Origin of the sequence: Sphingorhabdus sp. Alg239-R122 (assembly GCF_900537065.1) — a bacterium.
Lineage (GTDB): Bacteria > Pseudomonadota > Alphaproteobacteria > Sphingomonadales > Sphingomonadaceae > Alg239-R122.
This window is the reverse complement of the sequence record NZ_UNRC01000007.1, coordinates 102108-119291: the sequence shown is the minus strand read 5'-3', so window position 1 is coordinate 119291 and position 17184 is coordinate 102108. Positions and strand designations below refer to the sequence as shown.

Sequence of the window (17184 nt, the reverse complement as noted above, 5' to 3'; positions counted from 1 at the left end):
ATCTACTTCCCCTTATGTCGCGATTCCGGGTGGAGCGATTTGCCCAGGATATGGTCGTCATTATGGAGCACATGTGATGTGCTGCCCACAATCAGCGGGTCGGGGGCGACGACCAGATCGGTGTCTTTTTCCGGATAATCTATATTGTGCAGGAAATGCATCATGCAGTTGATGCGCGCGCGTTTCTTGTCATTGGACTTGACGATGGTCCACGGCGCATCGGCGGTGTCGGTGTAGAAGAACATCGCCTCTTTCGCCTCGGTATAATCATCCCATTTGTTCAGGCTGGCCTGATCGATCGGGGAAAGCTTCCAGCGTTTGAGCGGGTCGGTCTTGCGCGCGTCAAAGCGAGCGTGTTGTTCATCCTGCGTCACCGAGAACCAGTATTTGAACATGCGAATGCCCGAACGCACCAGCATCCGTTCCAGCTCGGGCGCCTGCCGCATAAATTCCAGATATTCTGCCGGAGAGCAGAACCCCATCACCCGCTCAACACCCGCGCGATTATACCAGCTGCGATCATAGAAAACCATTTCGCCAGCGGTGGGCAGATGTTCGATATAACGCTGAAAAAACCACTGTCCTTTCTCGCGCTCACCCGGTTTTGCCAGCGCCACGACCCGCGACTGACGGGGGTTGAGATGTTCGGTAAAACGCTTGATCGTGCCGCCCTTGCCCGCGGCATCACGGCCTTCAAACAACAGCACAAATTTCTCACCCCGCTCTTGCGCCCAAAGCTGCACTTTCAAAAGCTCGGCCTGAAGTTTCGCCTTGGCCGCCTCATATTCCTTGCGCGACATTTTCTTTGAATAGGGATATTTTCCCTGTTCAAACTGGTGGTGTACGCTGTCCCCTGGCTGCGGCGCCACAGGTTGCGGGACCTGTTCGGGTTTCCTGTCAACAGCAACATTTGCTACACGTTTGCCCACTGATTTGCTGTTTGTACGCATGGTCATATCTTTACACCTATCCTTCACCCAAACTCCAGATCACGATAGTGATCCGAGTCCCACAATAGTGCATTGACCTGTATCAAACTGCAAAATTGCCATTTGGTAGAACGGATATGACCGTTGGCCGAAAATCAAGCCTCTGTACATTGACCTGCGTGCTCCAGTTTCCGTAGCGTTTTCCATGGTAACCCGCATTACCCCTGGGTGCCGACGCTTGAGGATGAAAGTGGAGTTTGCATGTCGATACAATTCACAATGCCCTCGCTTCCCCGATTCCGGCTGATCCGCAACGGTGTTGTGCTTGGCGCAATACTTACCACCGGAATTTGCGTCGGCACTATCATGGGAGCCACCGAAAACGGCAAGCGGGGCGTGCATTATGCCGTCTCCATGGCGGGCATGGCGCATTGCCACTCAGATCGCACCATCGCCCTACTACATCCATCGCGCAACAGTACCCTGCCCGGCCATTCTCATTAATCCGCGCTCTTCCAGCATCCTTTCGCATGGTCATTCACCATGCCCACCGCCTGCATATAAGCATAGATAATCGTCGTCCCGACAAAGCTCATCCCGCGTTTCTTGAGCGTTTTCGATATAACATCGCTAATCGGGGTAGAAACCGGAACATCGCCCCAGTCCTGACCGCGATTATCGATGGTTTTGCCATCCACATGGTTCCATAGCCATGCATCAAACGACCCGAACTCTTTTTGCATTTCCATAAACACCCGAGCATTTTTGCGCGCCGAATGGATTTTGAGCCTGTTGCGGATAATGTCAGGGTTTTCGCGCAGCGCTTCGAGCTCATCATCTGTCATGGCGGCTACCTTTACGATATCGAACCCATGAAAGGCGGCGCGGTATCCGTCACGTTTTTTCAACACCGTTTCCCAGCTCAGCCCCGCCTGCGCACCTTCCAGGATCAGCATTTCGAACAGTTTGCGGTCATCATGGCACGGCACGGCCCATTCATGATCATGATAATCGGCGTAAAATTCCTTGCCCACCCCGCCGCCGAAACAGCGTATTTTTCCGTCCGTGCTCTCAATCATTTATATCTCTCCTTTGCGCTGACCTATGCTAGGCTGGTTTTCCGTTCAACAAGTGAAGCTCTATGCATTCGATAAAACCCATCCACCTTGCCTACCGCATCGCGCAGCAGTTACGGCTCGCCTATTGGCACATCGCAAAACCTGCGCTGTATGGCGCGAAGATCATGGCGTTCAACGATGCGGGTGAACTGCTGCTGATCCGGCACAGCTATGGAAAAAGCCATCTCTATATGCTGCCGGGGGGCGGTGTGCATCGCGGCGAAGACCCGGAAAATGCTGCCGTGCGCGAATTGCGCGAAGAAACCGGCTGCACCGCGCATGACGTAAAACTTCTCGGCGAATATCTGGACACCAGCCGCGGCGCACAGAACCATGTGCATGTATACACGGCGCGCACGCAGGACACACCCAAAGCCGATGGCCGCGAAATATTGGAGGCGCGCTATTTCGCGCTGGATGCCCTGCCCGCGCGTACATCGCAATCGGTGCGGCGGCGGCTCGCCGACATGCAGTGCGGCGGACCGGAAACGCCAAACTGGTAAACATCCGACTGGCAAGCACAGGGGGCATCAATATAGCGCACGTGCCGGGTTCTGCGTCCGCGATTCATGCGCAAATTCGTCCACACCCACAGCTTTTTTAATGCCGTCACGATCGGCAAATTCAGATGCATCGGGCACCCGGCTAAACGCGATCTTCACACCCAGGTAATTGAGGTCCAGCCCCTTTTGCGAAGCAGGCATGACGGTTTCCATGCCATATCGCCGGTTGAGCGCATCAATCCGGTTCCACAGCATCGCCTCCACCGTGTCACGCCGGTCGGCGGCCCTTGGCACGAACAGGTCCGGATCGGGCGGGCTATCGCGCAGGTTATGCAGGTACACTGTCACGCCTTTCAGCGACAGCGCTGGTGCCTGCCGCTGATAACGTCCCTGCCCGTGGTCATTTGCCGGCCCGCGCAGTTTCGACTGCTCCGCCTGCCGCATCAATGCGCTTATCATGGGCTGCCAATGGGCATCCAGTTCTTTCAGGAACACCCAGCTATTCTGCGTGCTGCGAAACTGCATTTCATGCGCAATCCGCCCGGCGGGATAGAGCTTCACCGACACTGTCATCGCACCTGAATAATAGCCGGTATGCCGCAACCGGCTCGCGGCTTTGAGCAGCAGGGCCCGTGCTACGATGCGCGCACCCTGCGGGCTCCGATGCACACCTGAAAGCACCCGGCTATGCCCGATCATCCCTTTTTTGGGTTCAGTAAGATCGGGAATGTCATAACCCTTGAGCGCGTAGAGGAATTTCTCTCCATTGACCGAATTCCATATCGCCCGTGCACGCTTGGGTTGCAGATTCCACAGCTGCGTAAATGTCGTGATACCCGAGCGTTCCAGACGACGGGATATACCCGCCCCGACACCTGGAATGGCGCGGAGCGGCAGGTCCGCTAATGCTTCAGGCAATGTCTCTGTCTCTATTACGGTCAAACCATCGGGTTTTTGCAAATCACTGGCCAGTTTGGCGAGCAGGCTGGAAGAGGCAAGCCCGATTGAACAGCGCAGCGCGGGCCCCACATTCTTATAGATACCGCGTTTGATCTCCATCGCCTTGGCACGTGCTGCGCCAATGCCCGCTTCTTCGGGATTGAGGCGGCACACACATTCATCAACCGAGCAGATGCGGTGGATCGGCAGATGTCGTTCAATTTCACGCATCAACATATGATGCACCGCGACATATCGGTCGTGCCGCGCCGCGCGCACAATGATGCCCGGGTAAAGCTGCCGTGCTTCCTTTACGGTCGTGCCGCGCTTGATGCCATAGGCCTTGGCCTCATAACTCGCCGCAATCGCCCCGCTATGTTCGGAGTCCAGCGGTGTGACCAACACCGGCCTGCCGCGAAGGGATGGATCGTCATGCTGTTCGACGCTCGCAAAATAGGCGTTAAAATCAACGAACAGGAACCGCATGCCCGATGCATGGCTGGCTAGCGCAAGCCCTTCGCCATCCATGGCGTGCGAATCATCAAGAATAAACATTGGAACATAATAGGAACATTTAGGCGAGATTGGCAAGGTAAGGAGTCTTTATTGGTTCGCTCTCGCTCGCAAGCCTGTGCGAAGGCTGAACAGGCTTGTCAGCCAGAGCGAACCAATAAATTAAATGCTAAAACTCAAACGCCGGTTGAACGGGCGTTGTTTCTTCCACTTCATCTTCACCCTCTTCATCATCCACACCTTCGAGTGCCGATAGTGTAATACCCATCAAACGCACGCCTTTTTCCACCGGGATCTGGTCGCCCAGCAGAACATGACCGATTTCGGAAAACTCCCGCTTGTCTTTCACCCACCGATCCAGTGACCGCGCGCGGGTGATCTGCACAAAATCGGCAAATTTCATTTTCAGCGTCACGGTGCGGCCGCGCGCCTCGTTTTTTTCGATTCGCTCCCAGACAATATCGACCACGGCATCCAGCGCTTCACGCAGTTCGGCCTCGGTCCATTTGTCCTCGCCATAGGTGCGCTCTCCGCCAATCGACTTGCGGATGCGGTTGGGTTTGACTTCGCGGTGGTCGATCCCGCGCGCGGCCAGATAGAGATAGCCGCCCCATGACCCAAATTTTTCGCATAACCATTGCTCGTTCTTGCCCGCCAGGTCAGCGCCGGTTTCAATACCAAGCCGCGCCATTTTCTCCCCCGTGCGTGGGCCAACACCATGAAAGCGCCGCACCGGTAGGCTCGCGACAAAGGCCGGACCATGTCTGGGTGGGATCACACAGATGCCATCGGGTTTGTTCTGATCGCTCGCAATTTTGGCAATAAACTTATTATACGACACGCCTGCACTGGCAGTTAGCCGTGTCACTTCCCTGATCCGCGCACGTATAGCCTCGGCAATCAGAGTGGCCGAACCAATGTCCTGCTTGTCATCGGTCACGTCCAGATAGGCCTCATCAAGCGACAATGGTTCGATCAGATCGGTATGTTCCGCGAATATTTCACGGATCTGCCGGGAGACTTCGCGGTACACTTCAAACCGGTGCTTCACGAATATCAGGTCGGGGCAGCGGCGCTGCGCGGTAACCGACGGCATGGCCGATTTAACGCCGAACTTGCGCGCTTCATAACTGGCCGCCGCAACCACACCGCGTTTGGAGGATCCGCCCACGGCGACAGGCTTGCCCCGCAGTTCAGGATGGTCGCGCTGTTCCACGCTCGCGAAGAACGCATCCATATCGATATGGATAATCTTGCGCTGCAGCGCATCCGATTCTGCCTCGTCAGACATGGCGGCACCATAGGCATGGAACATCTCGGGAACAAGGATATCTTGACCTGCCCTCTTACAGACCCTTCGACAAGCATACGGTAAGCGGCTATAAGCGCAGTAAATAAATTTCGTTTGTCCTGAGACCCTGAGCATGTCGAAGGGCGAAAGGCATGCCAAAGTCTGGACCCAAGTTTGACCAAAAAAAGCGATAAACCAGCCACGCAATCCGTCACCGCTGGCCGTAAAAAGGAATGGACAGGCGCGATTGTCAATCCACCGGTGTGGCGCGCGAGCACGCATTTATATGACAATGTTGCGGCGCTGCGTGAAGGACCAAAGACCAACGAGGATGGCCAGTTTTTCTATGGCCGGCGTGGGTCACCCACACAGTGGTCGCTGGCCGATGCGCTCACCGAAATGGAACCGGGTGCGTGTGGCACCATGCTCTATCCATCCGGCGTGGCGGCTATTTCCTGCGCCCTGCTGTCGGTGCTCAGGCCCGGTGACGTGCTGCTTATTACCGACAATGCCTATGATCCCAGCCGCGGTTTTGCCGAAACTTTCCTGAAGCGAATGGGCGTGGAAACACGCTATTATGATCCGATGATAGGCGCGGGCATTGCCAGTCTGATCTGCGACAAAACGCGCGCGATCCTGATGGAAAACCCGGGCAGCCTGACATTCGAGGTACAGGATATTCCCGCTATTTGTGAGGCCGCAAAGGCGCGCGGAGTTGTCACCCTGCTGGACAATACATGGGCGACGCCGTTTTTCTTTCCCGCGATCGAAAAAGGCGTTGATATGACAATTCTGGCCGCGACAAAATATATTGTAGGGCATAGCGATGTGATGATGGGCAGCGTCACCGCGACGGAAAAATACTGGAAACGCCTGCGCAGCACCGCACAGCAGCTGGGTCAGGTGGTGTCACCTGATGATGCCTATCTTGCCGCACGCGGGTTACGCACGCTCGACGTGCGGCTGCGTCAGCATGAAATGTCTGCGCTCAAAATCGCCTATTGGCTGAACACGCAGGATGAAGTGGCACGCGTGCTGCATCCTGCAATGCCAGACTGCCCCGGCCATGAGACATGGAAACGCGATTTCAAAGGCGCATCAGGACTGTTTTCTTTCGTCCTGAACGGCGGCAGCGATGACGCACGCGCGGCTTTTATAGATACACTTGAACTATTTGGCATCGGCTATAGCTGGGGCGGATTTGAAAGCCTGGCCATTCCGATTTCGCCGCAGCAGCACCGCACGGCCAGCGCATGGCCGCCCGCTGATTATGGCGTGCATGAGCAATATCTGGTCCGCCTGCAAATCGGGCTGGAAGATACCGATGACCTGATCGCCGACCTTGCAGAGGGGCTGAAAGCGTTTAAGGTAGCGGCGCAATGATAAATGAGCTCATCACTGACTTTACCGAAAAATTCGCACAGAGCCAGACTCAACTGCAATATACAGAGGCCGGCATCGCCGCCGCGCTCGTGCTGGGCAGCATCCTGCTTGGCTGGACGCTCAGCCGTATAATTGCGCCCAAACTGGCGGAAATATGGGAAACACGCGCAGGTTATGAAAGCGAACTTGCACGCAGGCGCATCCGGGACATGGTGCGGCGGCTGACCGAAGTCGTCATCATCGCACTGGTGCTGGTATTATGGGATTGGACACTGATCGCCAACGTGATCTTCGCCAGCACGCTGGCTATCGCGTCAGGCCTGCTCACCAATGATTTTATCCGCGGTGTGCGCATGCCCAACTGGTTGGGCACCCTTATGGGTGTGGGTGTCGCGCTCGCTGTCATGGCCAGCCGTGTCGGCAGCATAGAAGAAATCACCGTCGCACTTGACCAGGTAGGTTTTGATCTGGGCGAAGGCCGCATATCGCTGCTGAAAATCGTTACCGTGATCTTTACTGGCGTATTGCTTTTCGCGGTGGCGCGCATTGTTGGACGCATTGTCAGCCATTCGATCAGCAGTTCCTCGCAATTTGACGCCACACAAAAACTGCTGGGCCAGAAAATCGCGACCATCGTGATTGTCATCATCGCCTTTTTCGTCGGCATCGACGTGCTTGGCATCGACCTTACCGCCCTCGCTTTCTTTTCCGGCGCGTTCGGCCTTGCCATCGGTTTCGGTATGCAAAAAACGATCGGTAACCTGATCGCGGGTATCATCCTGCTGATGGATCGGTCGATCAAGCCGGGTGACGTGATCGTGGTCGGCGACAGTTTTGGCTGGGTCAATAAAATCGGCGTACGCGCCGTCTCCGTGTTGACCCGCGATGGCAAGGAACACCTGATCCCGAACGAAAACCTGATGATTAACGAGGTGGAAAACTGGTCCTATTCCGACCCCAATGTCCGCATGAAAATCGATGTCGGCGTTGCCTATAACAGCGACATGCGCAAGGTGCAGGAACTCTTGTATCAGGCCGTACGCGAGTCAAAACGCGTTCTCAAACGCCCCGCCCCCGTCGTATGGATGCTCGAATTTGGCGACAATAGCGTCAATTTCCAAATCCGCTGCTGGATCAACGATCCACAGGACGGCATCGGCAATGTCCGCGGCAATGTGATGATGCGTGTTTGGGAACTGTTTCAGGAACATAATATCGAAATCCCCTTTCCGCAGCGTGATCTCTATATCAAGGAACTGCCGGATGGTTTCAATGTGAAGGAAAAGATTGAAGCCGCGAAGAAAAACGAAGAGAACGGCAGCACCGAAAACAAAACCCCCGCGACTAAAGGGAGTTAAAGCCCCTCCGCCAAATCCCTGGCATATTTTTCCAGTTTTTTCGCGCTGACGTTCAACCGGCGCATGTCGCTGAAACTAGCCCGGGCGCCGCAGCCCATGTGATTTGCCACCTCCGCATAGCGTTCATAATCAAGGCGGCCATCTGCAAATACTTCAACCTTGTCTGCAATAATACGGAAAATGGGTGCGGGCTTTTCGGCCGTGTGTGCGGGCAGCACATACCAGCCGCTATTGGTATCCAGTGTCAGGCCGCTTGCACCAATATGGCACATATGCGCATTTGCACCGATGGCCATTCCGTTAATCGCATAGCTGCCATCACCAGTACGCTCTATGACAACCCGGGAATAGGCTGTATTGTCGAATACATCGGTCAGCCGCTCAAACAGGGGGCTAGTGCGCATTTCAGACGAAAGCGGCAGTACGTCATTCACGAACAGCGTTTTTTCGCCACGTGCGAGAAAACTGGTTTCCCCAAGCATGCCCAACAGCGCGCCTATTTGCGTATCATAACTGCTTATCAGGCAATCGCGAGGATAATCATTGCCCTGGTCCCCGCATGTATTCCTGATCCTAAGCCATTTTTTTTGGCCATCCACTACATTCAACCCACGCTGCCGCGCTTCCCTGTAAAGCACCGCTAACTGACGATCTTTTGTGCGCAGTTCGTCGGCATATTCACCGCAGATTTCCTGTTCGACCCGCGTAACGGCCTTTTTACAGTCAAAGGATGGGCCGCCTGTCCGGGCCACATAATTGTCATGGTCGGCAAGCAAAGTCCTAAATTCATCCCGGCTGATGTCAGGTGCGTCACCGCCTTCGGCAATCTGTATTTTACCAGTGATGTCAGCGCTGCGAAAATCGGCAAGCGCGCCGATATCAATCAGCGTATTGTCCAAAACCGCACCATCAAAAGCATCTGCTCTTGGATAATGCGCGTTGGTAAAGTTGGTACCTTTTGCACTGACAGGACCGTCATCTCCAAAGAACACAGGGCAGCCATCAGGTACGGTAATGCCGCATTCCATCACGAAACCCGACATATCCGCCCTGTCGAGCGTCACGCCCTCCCACTTGCTGTCAAACCAACCGCCGTCAAAATAGCCATTGGACCAGTTTGCGCCTGCTGCATCGACATCGCTCACCGTGGCGTTGCGAAACATGATACCGGGCATTTGCGCGCGTTGCATCTGCGCGCCGGACAGGTCGGACTTGATAAACCCTATCCCTGAATAGCCTCCATCCTGCCAGTTCGTTTCTTTGAGTTTTACCTCAACGAAACAGATATTGGAAAAACTGACATCACGGAAATCCCAACCGGAAAAATCACCACCTTTTACAAGCGTTACGCCAGGTGCGCGCTCCACCGACAGTTTTGCAATATCAGTGGGGGAAGAAAATTGACTACCATCCACAGCGTCCGTCATATCAAGCAGCGCATTTTCACCCCAGATATCGCCCAGCGCTACCCTGCACGGCGGGGATAGGTCGTCACCGCTCATATGGTGTGCCAAGGTAGCGGACATATTTGCGCAGGCCAGAAGAGCTACAAGGCTACATAAAATCTTCCATCCGCGCATATATTTGCTCTCCCTTACCGTGCCAACATTGGTCCCAATGGCTGGCCGCCAAACAGGTGGACGTGCAAATGCGGCACTTCCTGGTGACCGTGATGGCCCACATTGGCAAGCAGGCGGTAACCCGGCTCCACCAGCCCCAGAATCCGCGCGACATGGCCAACACCGCGTATAAACCCGGCTATCTCGGCATCATCGGCTTTCGCGCTGAAATCGTCCCAGCTGACATAGGCGCCCTTGGGTATCACCAGCACATGATTCGGGGCTTGCGGGTTGATATCTTCGAATGCCAGCACATGATCATCCTCATGCATCTTGTTGCACGGAATTTCACCGCGCAGGATTTTGGCGAAAATATTCTGATTGTCATAAGGTGCTTTGGGATCAACGCTCATCATTCAAATCTCCCGGCTTAATGCGTCCGTGCCGCTTTTTCATCAATTCCCGAAATGCCTTCGCGCCGCGCCAGTTCGGTCAGCACATCATTCCAGCTGAGCCCCATATCGGCGAGCGTCACGAGCAGGTGGAATACCAGATCAGCGGACTCGCCAATCATTTCCTCATGCTCATCGGTCACAGCCGCAATCACTGCTTCGGTCGCTTCCTCACCCAGTTTCTGCGCCATTTTGCCGCGCCCCTGATGCGTCAGTTTCGCAACATAGCTCTTGCCAGGATCCGCCTGCCGCCGGTCAAAGATGATAGTTTCCAGATGTTCGATAATGTCTTTCATATCTATCTGTTTGCGCTGTCACAGCAGTATTGGTCAAGGGCAAAGCTGCCGCGCCAGCAGATTACCGACGCACCGGCAGTCCCGCATTACGCAATGCCTTATGGGCATCGGAAATACTATGCTCACCAAAGTGGAATATCGATGCGGCCAGCACCGCGCTGGCATGGCCTTGTTTCACGCCATCCACCAAATGCTGTAAATTGCCGACGCCGCCGCTGGCGACCACCGGCACGGATACCTTGCCCACAATGGTGCGGATCAGGTCAAGGTCATAGCCGTCGCGTGTGCCGTCACGGTCCATTGATGTCACCAATAACTCACCCGCACCCAGCTCTGCCAACCGCAATGCATGTTCCACTGCATCAATACCGGTGGATGTGCGGCCACCATGGGTGAATATCTCCCAGCCGCCCTGCCCGTCGCTGCGTGCATCAATTGACGCCACCACGCATTGTGCCCCGAACTTTCGGGCAATCTCGCCCACCAGTTCGGGCCGAGCCACCGCCGCGCTGTTGATCGCAACCTTATCCGCGCCTGCCAGAAGCAATGCGCGGGCATGTTCAACAGAAGAGACGCCGCCACCCACGGTGAGCGGCATAAAACAGACTTCGGCCGTGCGTTTCACGACATCGAGTATTGTCCCGCGTGCTTCATGACTGGCGGTGATATCCAGGAAGCACAGCTCGTCCGCACCCGCCGCATCATAGGCCTGTGCCTGCTCCACGGGGTCACCTGCATCTTTCAGGTCGACGAAATTGACACCCTTGACCACGCGGCCATTTGCAACGTCCAGACAGGGAATGACACGAATGCGGAGAGTCATTTTTTGGCTCGTTCTCGCTCGCATGCGGTACCAGCCCTCTCCCCCGCCCAACCTCCCGACAAGGTATAATATATCGGGAGGTTGGGCGGGGGAGAGGGCTGGTACCGCGTTCCCGCAGGCTTTTCGCACAGCGAAAAATAGCCGCGAGGAAAAAAGCAATCTGGCCGGTGCCGACTTGCTAGCGAGAATGAACTAAAAAACATCACCTGTCCGCCATCGCAATCGCCGTTGCCAGGTCCAGTCGCCCGTCATAGATCGCACGGCCCGTTATCACGCCTTCAATGCCTTCATCCTTATGCATGGAAAGCATATGGATATCGTCCAACCCCTTAACCCCGCCGCTCGCGATCACGGGGATAGAGCTGCCGCGTGCCAATTCTACCGTCGCATCGATATTACAGCCTTTGAGCAAACCATCACGGCCCACGTCAGTGAACAGCAATGCCGCGACGCCCGCATCCTCAAACCGGCGGGCCATGTCCTCCACCCGCACCTCCGACACATCAGCCCAGCCTTCGGTTGCAACAAACCCGTCACGCGCATCGACCGCCACCACAATTCCGCCCGGAAATTCGCGTGCCATGTCTTTCACAAATGCCGGGTCTTTCAGCGCCGCCGTGCCGATAACAATGCGCGCCACGCCCAGATTGAACCAGCCCTCAACCGCTTCAGCGTTGCGAATACCGCCACCAAGCTGCACATAGCCGGGAAACCGCTCCACAATCGCTTCGACTGCCTGCCGGTTCACGGCCTTGCCCGCAAAAGCGCCATCCAGGTCCACGACATGCAGGTGTGCAGCGCCCGCATCGGCAAACAGCACCGCCTGTGCCGCCGGGTCATCACCATAGACGGTCGCGCGGTCCATATCACCCTCGGCCAGGCGCACCACCTGCCCATCTTTCAGGTCAATTGCGGGGAAAACAATCATGCCAAATTCCTTATCAAGGGCGCCACTCCAGAAAACGTGCGAGAAATTCCAGGCCATAGCGCTGGCTTTTTTCAGGATGGAACTGCACGCCGAGTATGTTATTCCGCGCCACGGCCGCGACAAGGGTCTCGCCGTGCCGTGTCGTTGCCGCAATATCGGCTTTATCGGTCACATCAAAATGATAGCCGTGCAGATAATAGGCTTCGCCATTTTCAAGCAGGGGCGCATCGCCGCGCACCTGTACATCGTTCCAGCCCATATGCGGGATTTTAATGTCAGGCGACACTGTCTCAATTGCCTCGACTGTGCCGCCGATCCAGCCCAGCCCATGATGCGTGCCATGTTCGACACCGATATCCGCAAGCAGCTGCATACCGACACAAATGCCCAGAAAAGGTACACCGCCATGCCGCACACGCTGCTCCAGCGCGTCCACCATGCCATCTATTGCCATCAATGCATCACAGCACGCCCCGAACGCACCCACACCGGGCAGAACAATACGGTCCACACCCGCTATGGCATCCGGATCACTGGTTATCGAAACACCGGTCGCACCGGCTGCTTTCAGGGCATTATGCACCGAATGGAGATTGCCTGCGCCATAATCTATTAGCGCAATCTTATCAGTCACTTAATGTGCCTTTTGTTGAAGGAATTGCCCCCGCCTTACGCGAATCAATTTCCACCGCCTGCCGCATCGCCCGGGCGAAACCTTTGTAGATACCCTCGATAATATGGTGGTTATTCTGTCCATAAAGCAGCTCGCAGTGCAATGTTAGCCCCGCCGCCTGCGATATCGAATGGAACCAGTGTTCAAACAACTCGGTATCCATTTCACCCAGCCGCGGCTGTGAAAAGCCCGCTTTCCACACCAGATAGGGCCGCCCGCTGATATCAACAGTAACCCGCGCCAGCGCTTCATCCATCGGAGAATAGGCACTGCCATACCGGACAATACCCGCCTTGTCGCCTAGTGCTTCACTAATCGCCTGTCCAATCGCAAGCGCGCTGTCTTCTGTGGTGTGATGCTGGTCAACATGCAGGTCGCCATCAATACGAACTGTGAGGTCGATCAACGAATGACGTGAAAACTGCTCAATCATATGGTCAAGAAAACCGATGCCGGTCGCAACATCATATTGCCCCGCGCCATCAAGATTCACTTCGACATGAATATCGGTTTCGTGGGTCGTGCGGGTGAGTGTGGCTGTACGCATGCCGTTTTCTATAAAGCCATTCGGTGCACCTGCAAGAAATTTGCGGCATAATATATCTTGAAAGCACAAAACAGCCACTTGACCCGCGCGGCGTTAAGAGCCACCAATGCACATATGAGCGAAGACATGCCCGATAGCCTGATTCCCTATGATGAAATCGTGCAAGAGGCCCTGCGCGCAGTTGTTGGCCGCGTGCTTCGTGAGATTGAGCGTGGCGGGCTGCCCGGTGAGCATCATTTCTACATCACCTTCAAAACCACCGCGTCGGGCGTGGATATTCCCGATCACCTGCGCGAACGTTTCCCCGATGAAATGACGATTGTCATACAAAACAAGTTCTGGGACCTGACTGTGGGCGACGACAGCTTCTCCATCGGCCTTAGTTTTAACCAGATACCCGCCAACCTGCACGTTCCCTATGCGGCGATTACAGCATTTGTCGATCCATCCGTGGATTTCGGATTGCAGTTTCAGGTGGAAGGGGACCCCGGCGAACCCGCACCACACGAAGATGCAGAAAACGACCATCCCGAACCCGCCAGCGACGGCGTTGATGGCGAAGACGGCTCCAATGTCGTGACAGTCGATTTCGGGCAGAAGAAATAGCCCCTCCGCCAACTCACATACACGTTGTCCCCAAATGAGCGGCCCGCAATGGCCCTTTGCATTAGATCGCCTGCGTAAACTGTTTTCCTACTTATGCTCCGCTGTATTAGCGTATCATTATGTGCAGTTTTATGTGATCTTACCGTAATGCCGGGATATACAGTAAGGAGGGACCTTTCAGGTCTTTAACAATTGGGATAGGCTTTGGGTATGACTGAAACACATTCGGAAAAGACCAGAACCGAAACTGACAGCATTGGGCCGATAGAAGTTCCGGAGACAGCCTATTGGGGCGCACAGACACAGCGCAGCATCGCCAATTTCCCCTTTGCCGCGCATGAACGCATGCCCATCGGGATTATCCATGGTCTGGCGCATGTAAAGCGCGCGGCGGCGCTGGTGCACAGGAAATCAGGCGAGCTGAACGCGAACATTGCGGATGCCATTATCGACGCGGCAGACGCAATCATTGCAGGGCAGCATGATGGCCAATTCCCGCTTACCATCTGGCAGACAGGCAGTGGTACTCAGTCCAACATGAATATGAACGAGGTGATAGCAGGCATCGCCAATGAAGCACTGACTGGCCAGCGCGGCGGCAAATCGCCGGTACACCCCAATGATCATGTCAACAAGGGGCAAAGCAGTAATGATAGCTTTCCAACCGCAATACATGTGGCAGTGGCACTCGCAGCCGAACGGCAGCTCAGGCCCGCACTTGACAGACTGCTTGCCGAGCTGGACGGCAAAGCGGAAGAATGGAAGGATATCGTCAAAATCGGGCGGACGCACCTGCAGGATGCGACTCCGTTGACTCTCGGACAGGAATTTTCCGCTTACGTTCAGATGCTTGCACAAAGCGATGTGCGCCTGACGGTCAATCTCACAGAAGTGCACCTTCTCGCACAGGGTGGCACCGCTGTCGGCACCGGTCTGAATGCACCGCCAGACTTTGGAACAGATATCGCCAAGGAAATCAGCACAGCAACGGGGCTCGACTTTGAAACCGCACCAAATAAGTTTGAAGCATTGTCGAGCCATGACGCGCTGGTTGATTTTTCGGGGCATCTGAATACCCTCGCGGTCGCTCTCACCAAAATCGCGAATGATACCCGCCTGCTGGGTTCCGGCCCGCGTTCCGGTTTGGGTGAGATCACCCTGCCTGCCAATGAACCGGGCAGTTCGATCATGCCTGGCAAGGTCAATCCCACGCAATGCGAAATGCTCACCATGGTGGCGGCGCAGGTGATCGGCAATCACCAGGCGGTAACCGTGGGCGGCATGCAGGGGCATCTGGAACTCAACGTATTCAAGCCCCTGATCGGCGCAAATGTGCTGCGTTCAATTGACCTGCTGGCGACCGGCATGGACAGTTTCGCCAGACGCTGCGTCGTTGGTCTGGAACCGAACACGGGCCGCATTACCGAACTGGTGGAACGATCATTAATGCTCGTTACCGCACTGGCTCCGGTAATCGGTTATGACAATGCCGCCAAAATCGCCAAATATGCACATGAAAACGGCCTCACGCTAAAACAGGCTGGAATTGCGCTGGATCTGGTTGATGAGGCTACTTTTGATACCCATATAAAGCCAAAGGACATGACAGGTTTGGCAGGATAAAATGGTAAAAACGAAAAAAAGCATAGTGGTAAAAACGGATGAGAAAGGGAAGGTCAATCTGGCTGATACTGTCTTTCACGCCGCAAATAACATCGCTAAAACAGCGATTATTGTGCCTGCCATCAACAAAATGACCGGTGTCAGGAAAGGCAAGGACGGAGCAAACAATAACCTTGGCGCATCGCTAATAGGGATTGCTGCATTGCGGCTTGCGACGCGGTCTGTACCCGGCGCATTGCTGGTCAGCGGCGGACTGATTGCCAAGGCGCTTTACGATCGCGGGGCCGCGAAAAAAGCAGATGCAGATGCGAAGCAGTTAGGCCCTGATATAGCCGACGATACATCAAAACCCCGTGAAGGCTAGATAGCCCCCTGCCATTCCTTGATAGCATCTATCGGCCAGAGCAGCATCAGCACGTTGAGCGTCAGGTTATCGCGGATCATATAAAGTGTGAACAGCTCGAAAATAACTGCAATCCCTGCTGTAAGCAGTACAGGCACACGGCTGGCAAAGAGAAAACCCGCCACCATCCACAACGCATCGCAAATGGAATTCAGGATCGAATCCCCGCTATAACCAAAGGCCATGGTGACCGAGCGGTAACGGTCAATCACGGCAGGTGTATTTTCGGCAATTTCCCACCCGCATTCGAGCAGCAGCGCCGCACATAACCACAATCCCTTGGGATATTTGCGCAGCAGCAGATAACCGAGGCCATAGAAGATAAAGCCGTGGACAATGTGGCTGGGCGTATACCAGTCGGCGATATGCTGGCTATTCTCGCTCGACTGCACCACGCCATGCCATAAATAGATATAACCGCTCGCACTGATCAATGGCCGGTCCATGGCCAGCAGGACACAAAATGTCGTCACCAATATAGCCAGCGCGGCCCATATCCATTTTTTGTCCATCGTCACCGTTTTTCTCCCTGCACCCACTTGACGGGAAGCGGCTTAAGTTGGCAAGAGCGGATATGGACACACCGCATAATGTTTCACTGACCAACCCGAACAAGCTTAAACGGCGCGGACTGTTGTTTGTGCTCTCCTCTCCATCTGGCGCGGGCAAATCGACCATTGCGCAGATGTTGCTGAAATCAGACCCTGAAATGAAGCTGTCCGTATCTTATACTACACGTGCGCCGCGTCGCGGTGAAGTGGATGGCAAACATTATCATTTCACCGATGAAGCTACATTCAGACAGATGATAGAAGATGATGCCTTTATGGAATGGGCTGTCGTTTTCGACAATTATTATGGCACACCCAAGGCGCAGGTGCGCGCGGGCCTGAAAGAAGGCGAAGACTATCTGTTCGATATTGACTGGCAGGGCACACAGCAGCTTTATCAGCGCAATGAAACCGATGTGGTGCGTGTCTTTATCTTACCGCCCTCTATGGAAGAGCTTGACGCGCGGCTCAGGAAGCGTGCGACTGACAGCGAAGAAGTGATCGAAGCGCGAATGGCCCGGTCAAAGGCGGAAATCAGCCACTGGGATGGATATGACTATGTTGTTATCAACGATGATGTCGATCGCTGTTTCAACCGGGTGCGGGAGATATTGCACGCCGAACGCGTCCGCCGTTCGCGCCAGACGGGGCTTGTCGACTTTGTCCGCGACCTGATGACTTGAAAGATA

General features: G+C 55.0%; 20 protein-coding genes. 8 read left to right on the top strand and 12 right to left on the bottom strand.

Annotation, left to right across the window (positions count from 1 at the left end; genetic code table 11):
• Window positions 1-2: 2 nt before the first annotated feature.
• On the bottom strand, window positions 3-956 hold the full coding sequence (gene ppk2 / locus G6Q15_RS08895; protein WP_240330824.1) for a polyphosphate kinase 2: 954 nt from the start codon (window positions 954-956) through the stop codon (window positions 3-5).
• Window positions 957-1190: 234 nt separating this feature from the next.
• Between ppk2 and G6Q15_RS08890 the strand changes: the two genes are divergently transcribed.
• Window positions 1191-1433 carry a hypothetical protein gene (locus G6Q15_RS08890; RefSeq protein WP_164117875.1) on the top strand — a complete coding sequence of 81 codons (243 nt, stop codon included), beginning with the start codon at window positions 1191-1193 and terminating at the stop codon, window positions 1431-1433.
• Here the strand turns inward: G6Q15_RS08890 and G6Q15_RS08885 are convergent.
• On the bottom strand, window positions 1430-2008 hold the full coding sequence (locus G6Q15_RS08885; RefSeq protein ID WP_164117873.1) for a DNA-3-methyladenine glycosylase I: 579 nt from the start codon (window positions 2006-2008) through the stop codon (window positions 1430-1432). The genes G6Q15_RS08890 and G6Q15_RS08885 overlap by 4 nt on opposite strands.
• A 62-nt stretch (window positions 2009-2070) precedes the next feature.
• On the opposite strand from G6Q15_RS08885, the gene G6Q15_RS08880 reads away from it, so the two are divergent.
• On the top strand, window positions 2071-2550 hold the full coding sequence (locus G6Q15_RS08880) for an NUDIX domain-containing protein (RefSeq protein WP_164117871.1): 480 nt from the start codon (window positions 2071-2073) through the stop codon (window positions 2548-2550).
• A gap of 27 nt (window positions 2551-2577) precedes the next feature.
• On the opposite strand, the gene G6Q15_RS08875 is transcribed toward G6Q15_RS08880, so the two are convergent.
• A complete protein-coding gene (locus tag G6Q15_RS08875; RefSeq protein WP_164117869.1) occupies window positions 2578-4044 on the bottom strand; it encodes a hypothetical protein in 1467 nt (488 codons plus the stop codon).
• Between the two features lie 127 nt (window positions 4045-4171).
• Window positions 4172-5293, bottom strand: coding sequence for a DNA polymerase IV (gene dinB / locus G6Q15_RS08870; protein ID WP_205518139.1), 1122 nt, complete (start codon window positions 5291-5293; stop codon window positions 4172-4174).
• 174 nt (window positions 5294-5467) lie between these two features.
• Here dinB and metC point away from each other — a divergent pair, with 174 nt between their 5' ends.
• On the top strand, window positions 5468-6676 hold the full coding sequence (gene metC / locus G6Q15_RS08865; protein WP_164117865.1) for a cystathionine beta-lyase: 1209 nt from the start codon (window positions 5468-5470) through the stop codon (window positions 6674-6676).
• On the top strand, window positions 6673-8034 hold the full coding sequence (locus tag G6Q15_RS08860) for a mechanosensitive ion channel domain-containing protein (protein WP_164117863.1): 1362 nt from the start codon (window positions 6673-6675) through the stop codon (window positions 8032-8034). The genes metC and G6Q15_RS08860 overlap by 4 nt, the downstream gene beginning before the upstream one ends.
• On the opposite strand, the gene G6Q15_RS08855 is transcribed toward G6Q15_RS08860, so the two are convergent.
• The 7 genes from G6Q15_RS08855 to hisB form a co-directional block, all read right to left on the bottom strand.
• A complete protein-coding gene (locus tag G6Q15_RS08855; protein ID WP_164117861.1) occupies window positions 8031-9536 on the bottom strand; it encodes a hypothetical protein in 1506 nt (501 codons plus the stop codon). The two genes, G6Q15_RS08860 and G6Q15_RS08855, sit on opposite strands and share 4 nt — an antisense overlap.
• 92 nt (window positions 9537-9628) lie before the next feature.
• Complete coding sequence (locus tag G6Q15_RS08850; protein WP_164117975.1) at window positions 9629-10006, bottom strand: histidine triad nucleotide-binding protein; 378 nt, start codon at window positions 10004-10006, stop codon at window positions 9629-9631.
• Between the two features lie 17 nt (window positions 10007-10023).
• Entirely contained in the window at window positions 10024-10341 is a 318-nt protein-coding gene (locus G6Q15_RS08845; protein ID WP_164117859.1) for a phosphoribosyl-ATP diphosphatase, read from the bottom strand.
• Window positions 10342-10402: 61 nt separating this feature from the next.
• A complete protein-coding gene (gene hisF, locus G6Q15_RS08840; protein ID WP_164117857.1) occupies window positions 10403-11164 on the bottom strand; it encodes an imidazole glycerol phosphate synthase subunit HisF in 762 nt (253 codons plus the stop codon).
• Between the two features lie 202 nt (window positions 11165-11366).
• Complete coding sequence (hisA, locus tag G6Q15_RS08835; RefSeq protein ID WP_164117855.1) at window positions 11367-12092, bottom strand: 1-(5-phosphoribosyl)-5-[(5-phosphoribosylamino)methylideneamino]imidazole-4-carboxamide isomerase; 726 nt, start codon at window positions 12090-12092, stop codon at window positions 11367-11369.
• Between the two features lie 13 nt (window positions 12093-12105).
• Complete coding sequence (hisH, locus tag G6Q15_RS08830) at window positions 12106-12726, bottom strand: imidazole glycerol phosphate synthase subunit HisH (protein ID WP_164117853.1); 621 nt, start codon at window positions 12724-12726, stop codon at window positions 12106-12108.
• Window positions 12719-13312: an imidazoleglycerol-phosphate dehydratase HisB gene (gene hisB, locus G6Q15_RS08825; protein WP_164117851.1), complete on the bottom strand. Its 594-nt coding sequence runs from the start codon at window positions 13310-13312 to the stop codon at window positions 12719-12721. The genes hisH and hisB overlap by 8 nt, the downstream gene beginning before the upstream one ends.
• 114 nt (window positions 13313-13426) lie before the next feature.
• Between hisB and G6Q15_RS08820 the strand changes: the two genes are divergently transcribed.
• The 3 genes from G6Q15_RS08820 to G6Q15_RS08810 all read left to right on the top strand — a co-directional run bounded on the left by G6Q15_RS08820 (window position 13427) and on the right by G6Q15_RS08810 (window position 15905).
• Window positions 13427-13918 carry a ClpXP protease specificity-enhancing factor SspB gene (locus G6Q15_RS08820; protein WP_164117849.1) on the top strand — a complete coding sequence of 164 codons (492 nt, stop codon included), beginning with the start codon at window positions 13427-13429 and terminating at the stop codon, window positions 13916-13918.
• A 210-nt stretch (window positions 13919-14128) separates the two neighbouring features.
• Window positions 14129-15541, top strand: a complete 1413-nt coding sequence (gene fumC, locus G6Q15_RS08815) for a class II fumarate hydratase (RefSeq protein WP_164117847.1) — start codon at window positions 14129-14131, stop codon at window positions 15539-15541.
• Window positions 15542-15566: 25 nt separating this feature from the next.
• Window positions 15567-15905 carry a hypothetical protein gene (locus tag G6Q15_RS08810; RefSeq protein WP_205518138.1) on the top strand — a complete coding sequence of 113 codons (339 nt, stop codon included), beginning with the start codon at window positions 15567-15569 and terminating at the stop codon, window positions 15903-15905.
• Here the strand turns inward: G6Q15_RS08810 and G6Q15_RS08805 are convergent.
• Window positions 15902-16456, bottom strand: a complete 555-nt coding sequence (locus G6Q15_RS08805; RefSeq protein ID WP_164117973.1) for a DUF2585 domain-containing protein — start codon at window positions 16454-16456, stop codon at window positions 15902-15904. The two genes, G6Q15_RS08810 and G6Q15_RS08805, sit on opposite strands and share 4 nt — an antisense overlap.
• Before the next feature lie 62 nt (window positions 16457-16518).
• On the opposite strand from G6Q15_RS08805, the gene gmk reads away from it, so the two are divergent.
• Window positions 16519-17178, top strand: a complete 660-nt coding sequence (gene gmk, locus G6Q15_RS08800) for a guanylate kinase (protein WP_164117843.1) — start codon at window positions 16519-16521, stop codon at window positions 17176-17178.
• Window positions 17179-17184 lie beyond the last annotated feature (6 nt).

Excerpts from the sequence above, each read along its gene's own strand:
- ppk2 (WP_240330824.1), bottom strand. The coding sequence starts at position 956 with ATGACCATGCGTACAAACAGCAAATCAGTGGGCAAACGTGTAGCAAAT.
- G6Q15_RS08890 (WP_164117875.1), top strand. The coding sequence starts at position 1,191 with ATGTCGATACAATTCACAATGCCCTCGCTTCCCCGATTCCGGCTGATC.
- G6Q15_RS08885 (WP_164117873.1), bottom strand. The coding sequence starts at position 2,008 with ATGATTGAGAGCACGGACGGAAAAATACGCTGTTTCGGCGGCGGGGTG.
- G6Q15_RS08880 (WP_164117871.1), top strand. The coding sequence starts at position 2,071 with ATGCATTCGATAAAACCCATCCACCTTGCCTACCGCATCGCGCAGCAG.
- G6Q15_RS08875 (WP_164117869.1), bottom strand. The coding sequence starts at position 4,044 with ATGTTTATTCTTGATGATTCGCACGCCATGGATGGCGAAGGGCTTGCG.
- dinB (WP_205518139.1), bottom strand. The coding sequence starts at position 5,293 with ATGTCTGACGAGGCAGAATCGGATGCGCTGCAGCGCAAGATTATCCAT.
- G6Q15_RS08860 (WP_164117863.1), top strand. The coding sequence starts at position 6,673 with ATGATAAATGAGCTCATCACTGACTTTACCGAAAAATTCGCACAGAGC.
- G6Q15_RS08855 (WP_164117861.1), bottom strand. The coding sequence starts at position 9,536 with ATGAGCGGTGACGACCTATCCCCGCCGTGCAGGGTAGCGCTGGGCGAT.
- G6Q15_RS08850 (WP_164117975.1), bottom strand. The coding sequence starts at position 10,006 with ATGAGCGTTGATCCCAAAGCACCTTATGACAATCAGAATATTTTCGCC.
- G6Q15_RS08845 (WP_164117859.1), bottom strand. The coding sequence starts at position 10,341 with ATGAAAGACATTATCGAACATCTGGAAACTATCATCTTTGACCGGCGG.
- hisF (WP_164117857.1), bottom strand. The coding sequence starts at position 11,164 with ATGACTCTCCGCATTCGTGTCATTCCCTGTCTGGACGTTGCAAATGGC.
- hisA (WP_164117855.1), bottom strand. The coding sequence starts at position 12,092 with ATGATTGTTTTCCCCGCAATTGACCTGAAAGATGGGCAGGTGGTGCGC.
- hisB (WP_164117851.1), bottom strand. The coding sequence starts at position 13,312 with ATGCGTACAGCCACACTCACCCGCACGACCCACGAAACCGATATTCAT.
- G6Q15_RS08820 (WP_164117849.1), top strand. The coding sequence starts at position 13,427 with ATGAGCGAAGACATGCCCGATAGCCTGATTCCCTATGATGAAATCGTG.
- fumC (WP_164117847.1), top strand. The coding sequence starts at position 14,129 with ATGACTGAAACACATTCGGAAAAGACCAGAACCGAAACTGACAGCATT.
- G6Q15_RS08805 (WP_164117973.1), bottom strand. The coding sequence starts at position 16,456 with ATGGACAAAAAATGGATATGGGCCGCGCTGGCTATATTGGTGACGACA.
- gmk (WP_164117843.1), top strand. The coding sequence starts at position 16,519 with ATGGACACACCGCATAATGTTTCACTGACCAACCCGAACAAGCTTAAA.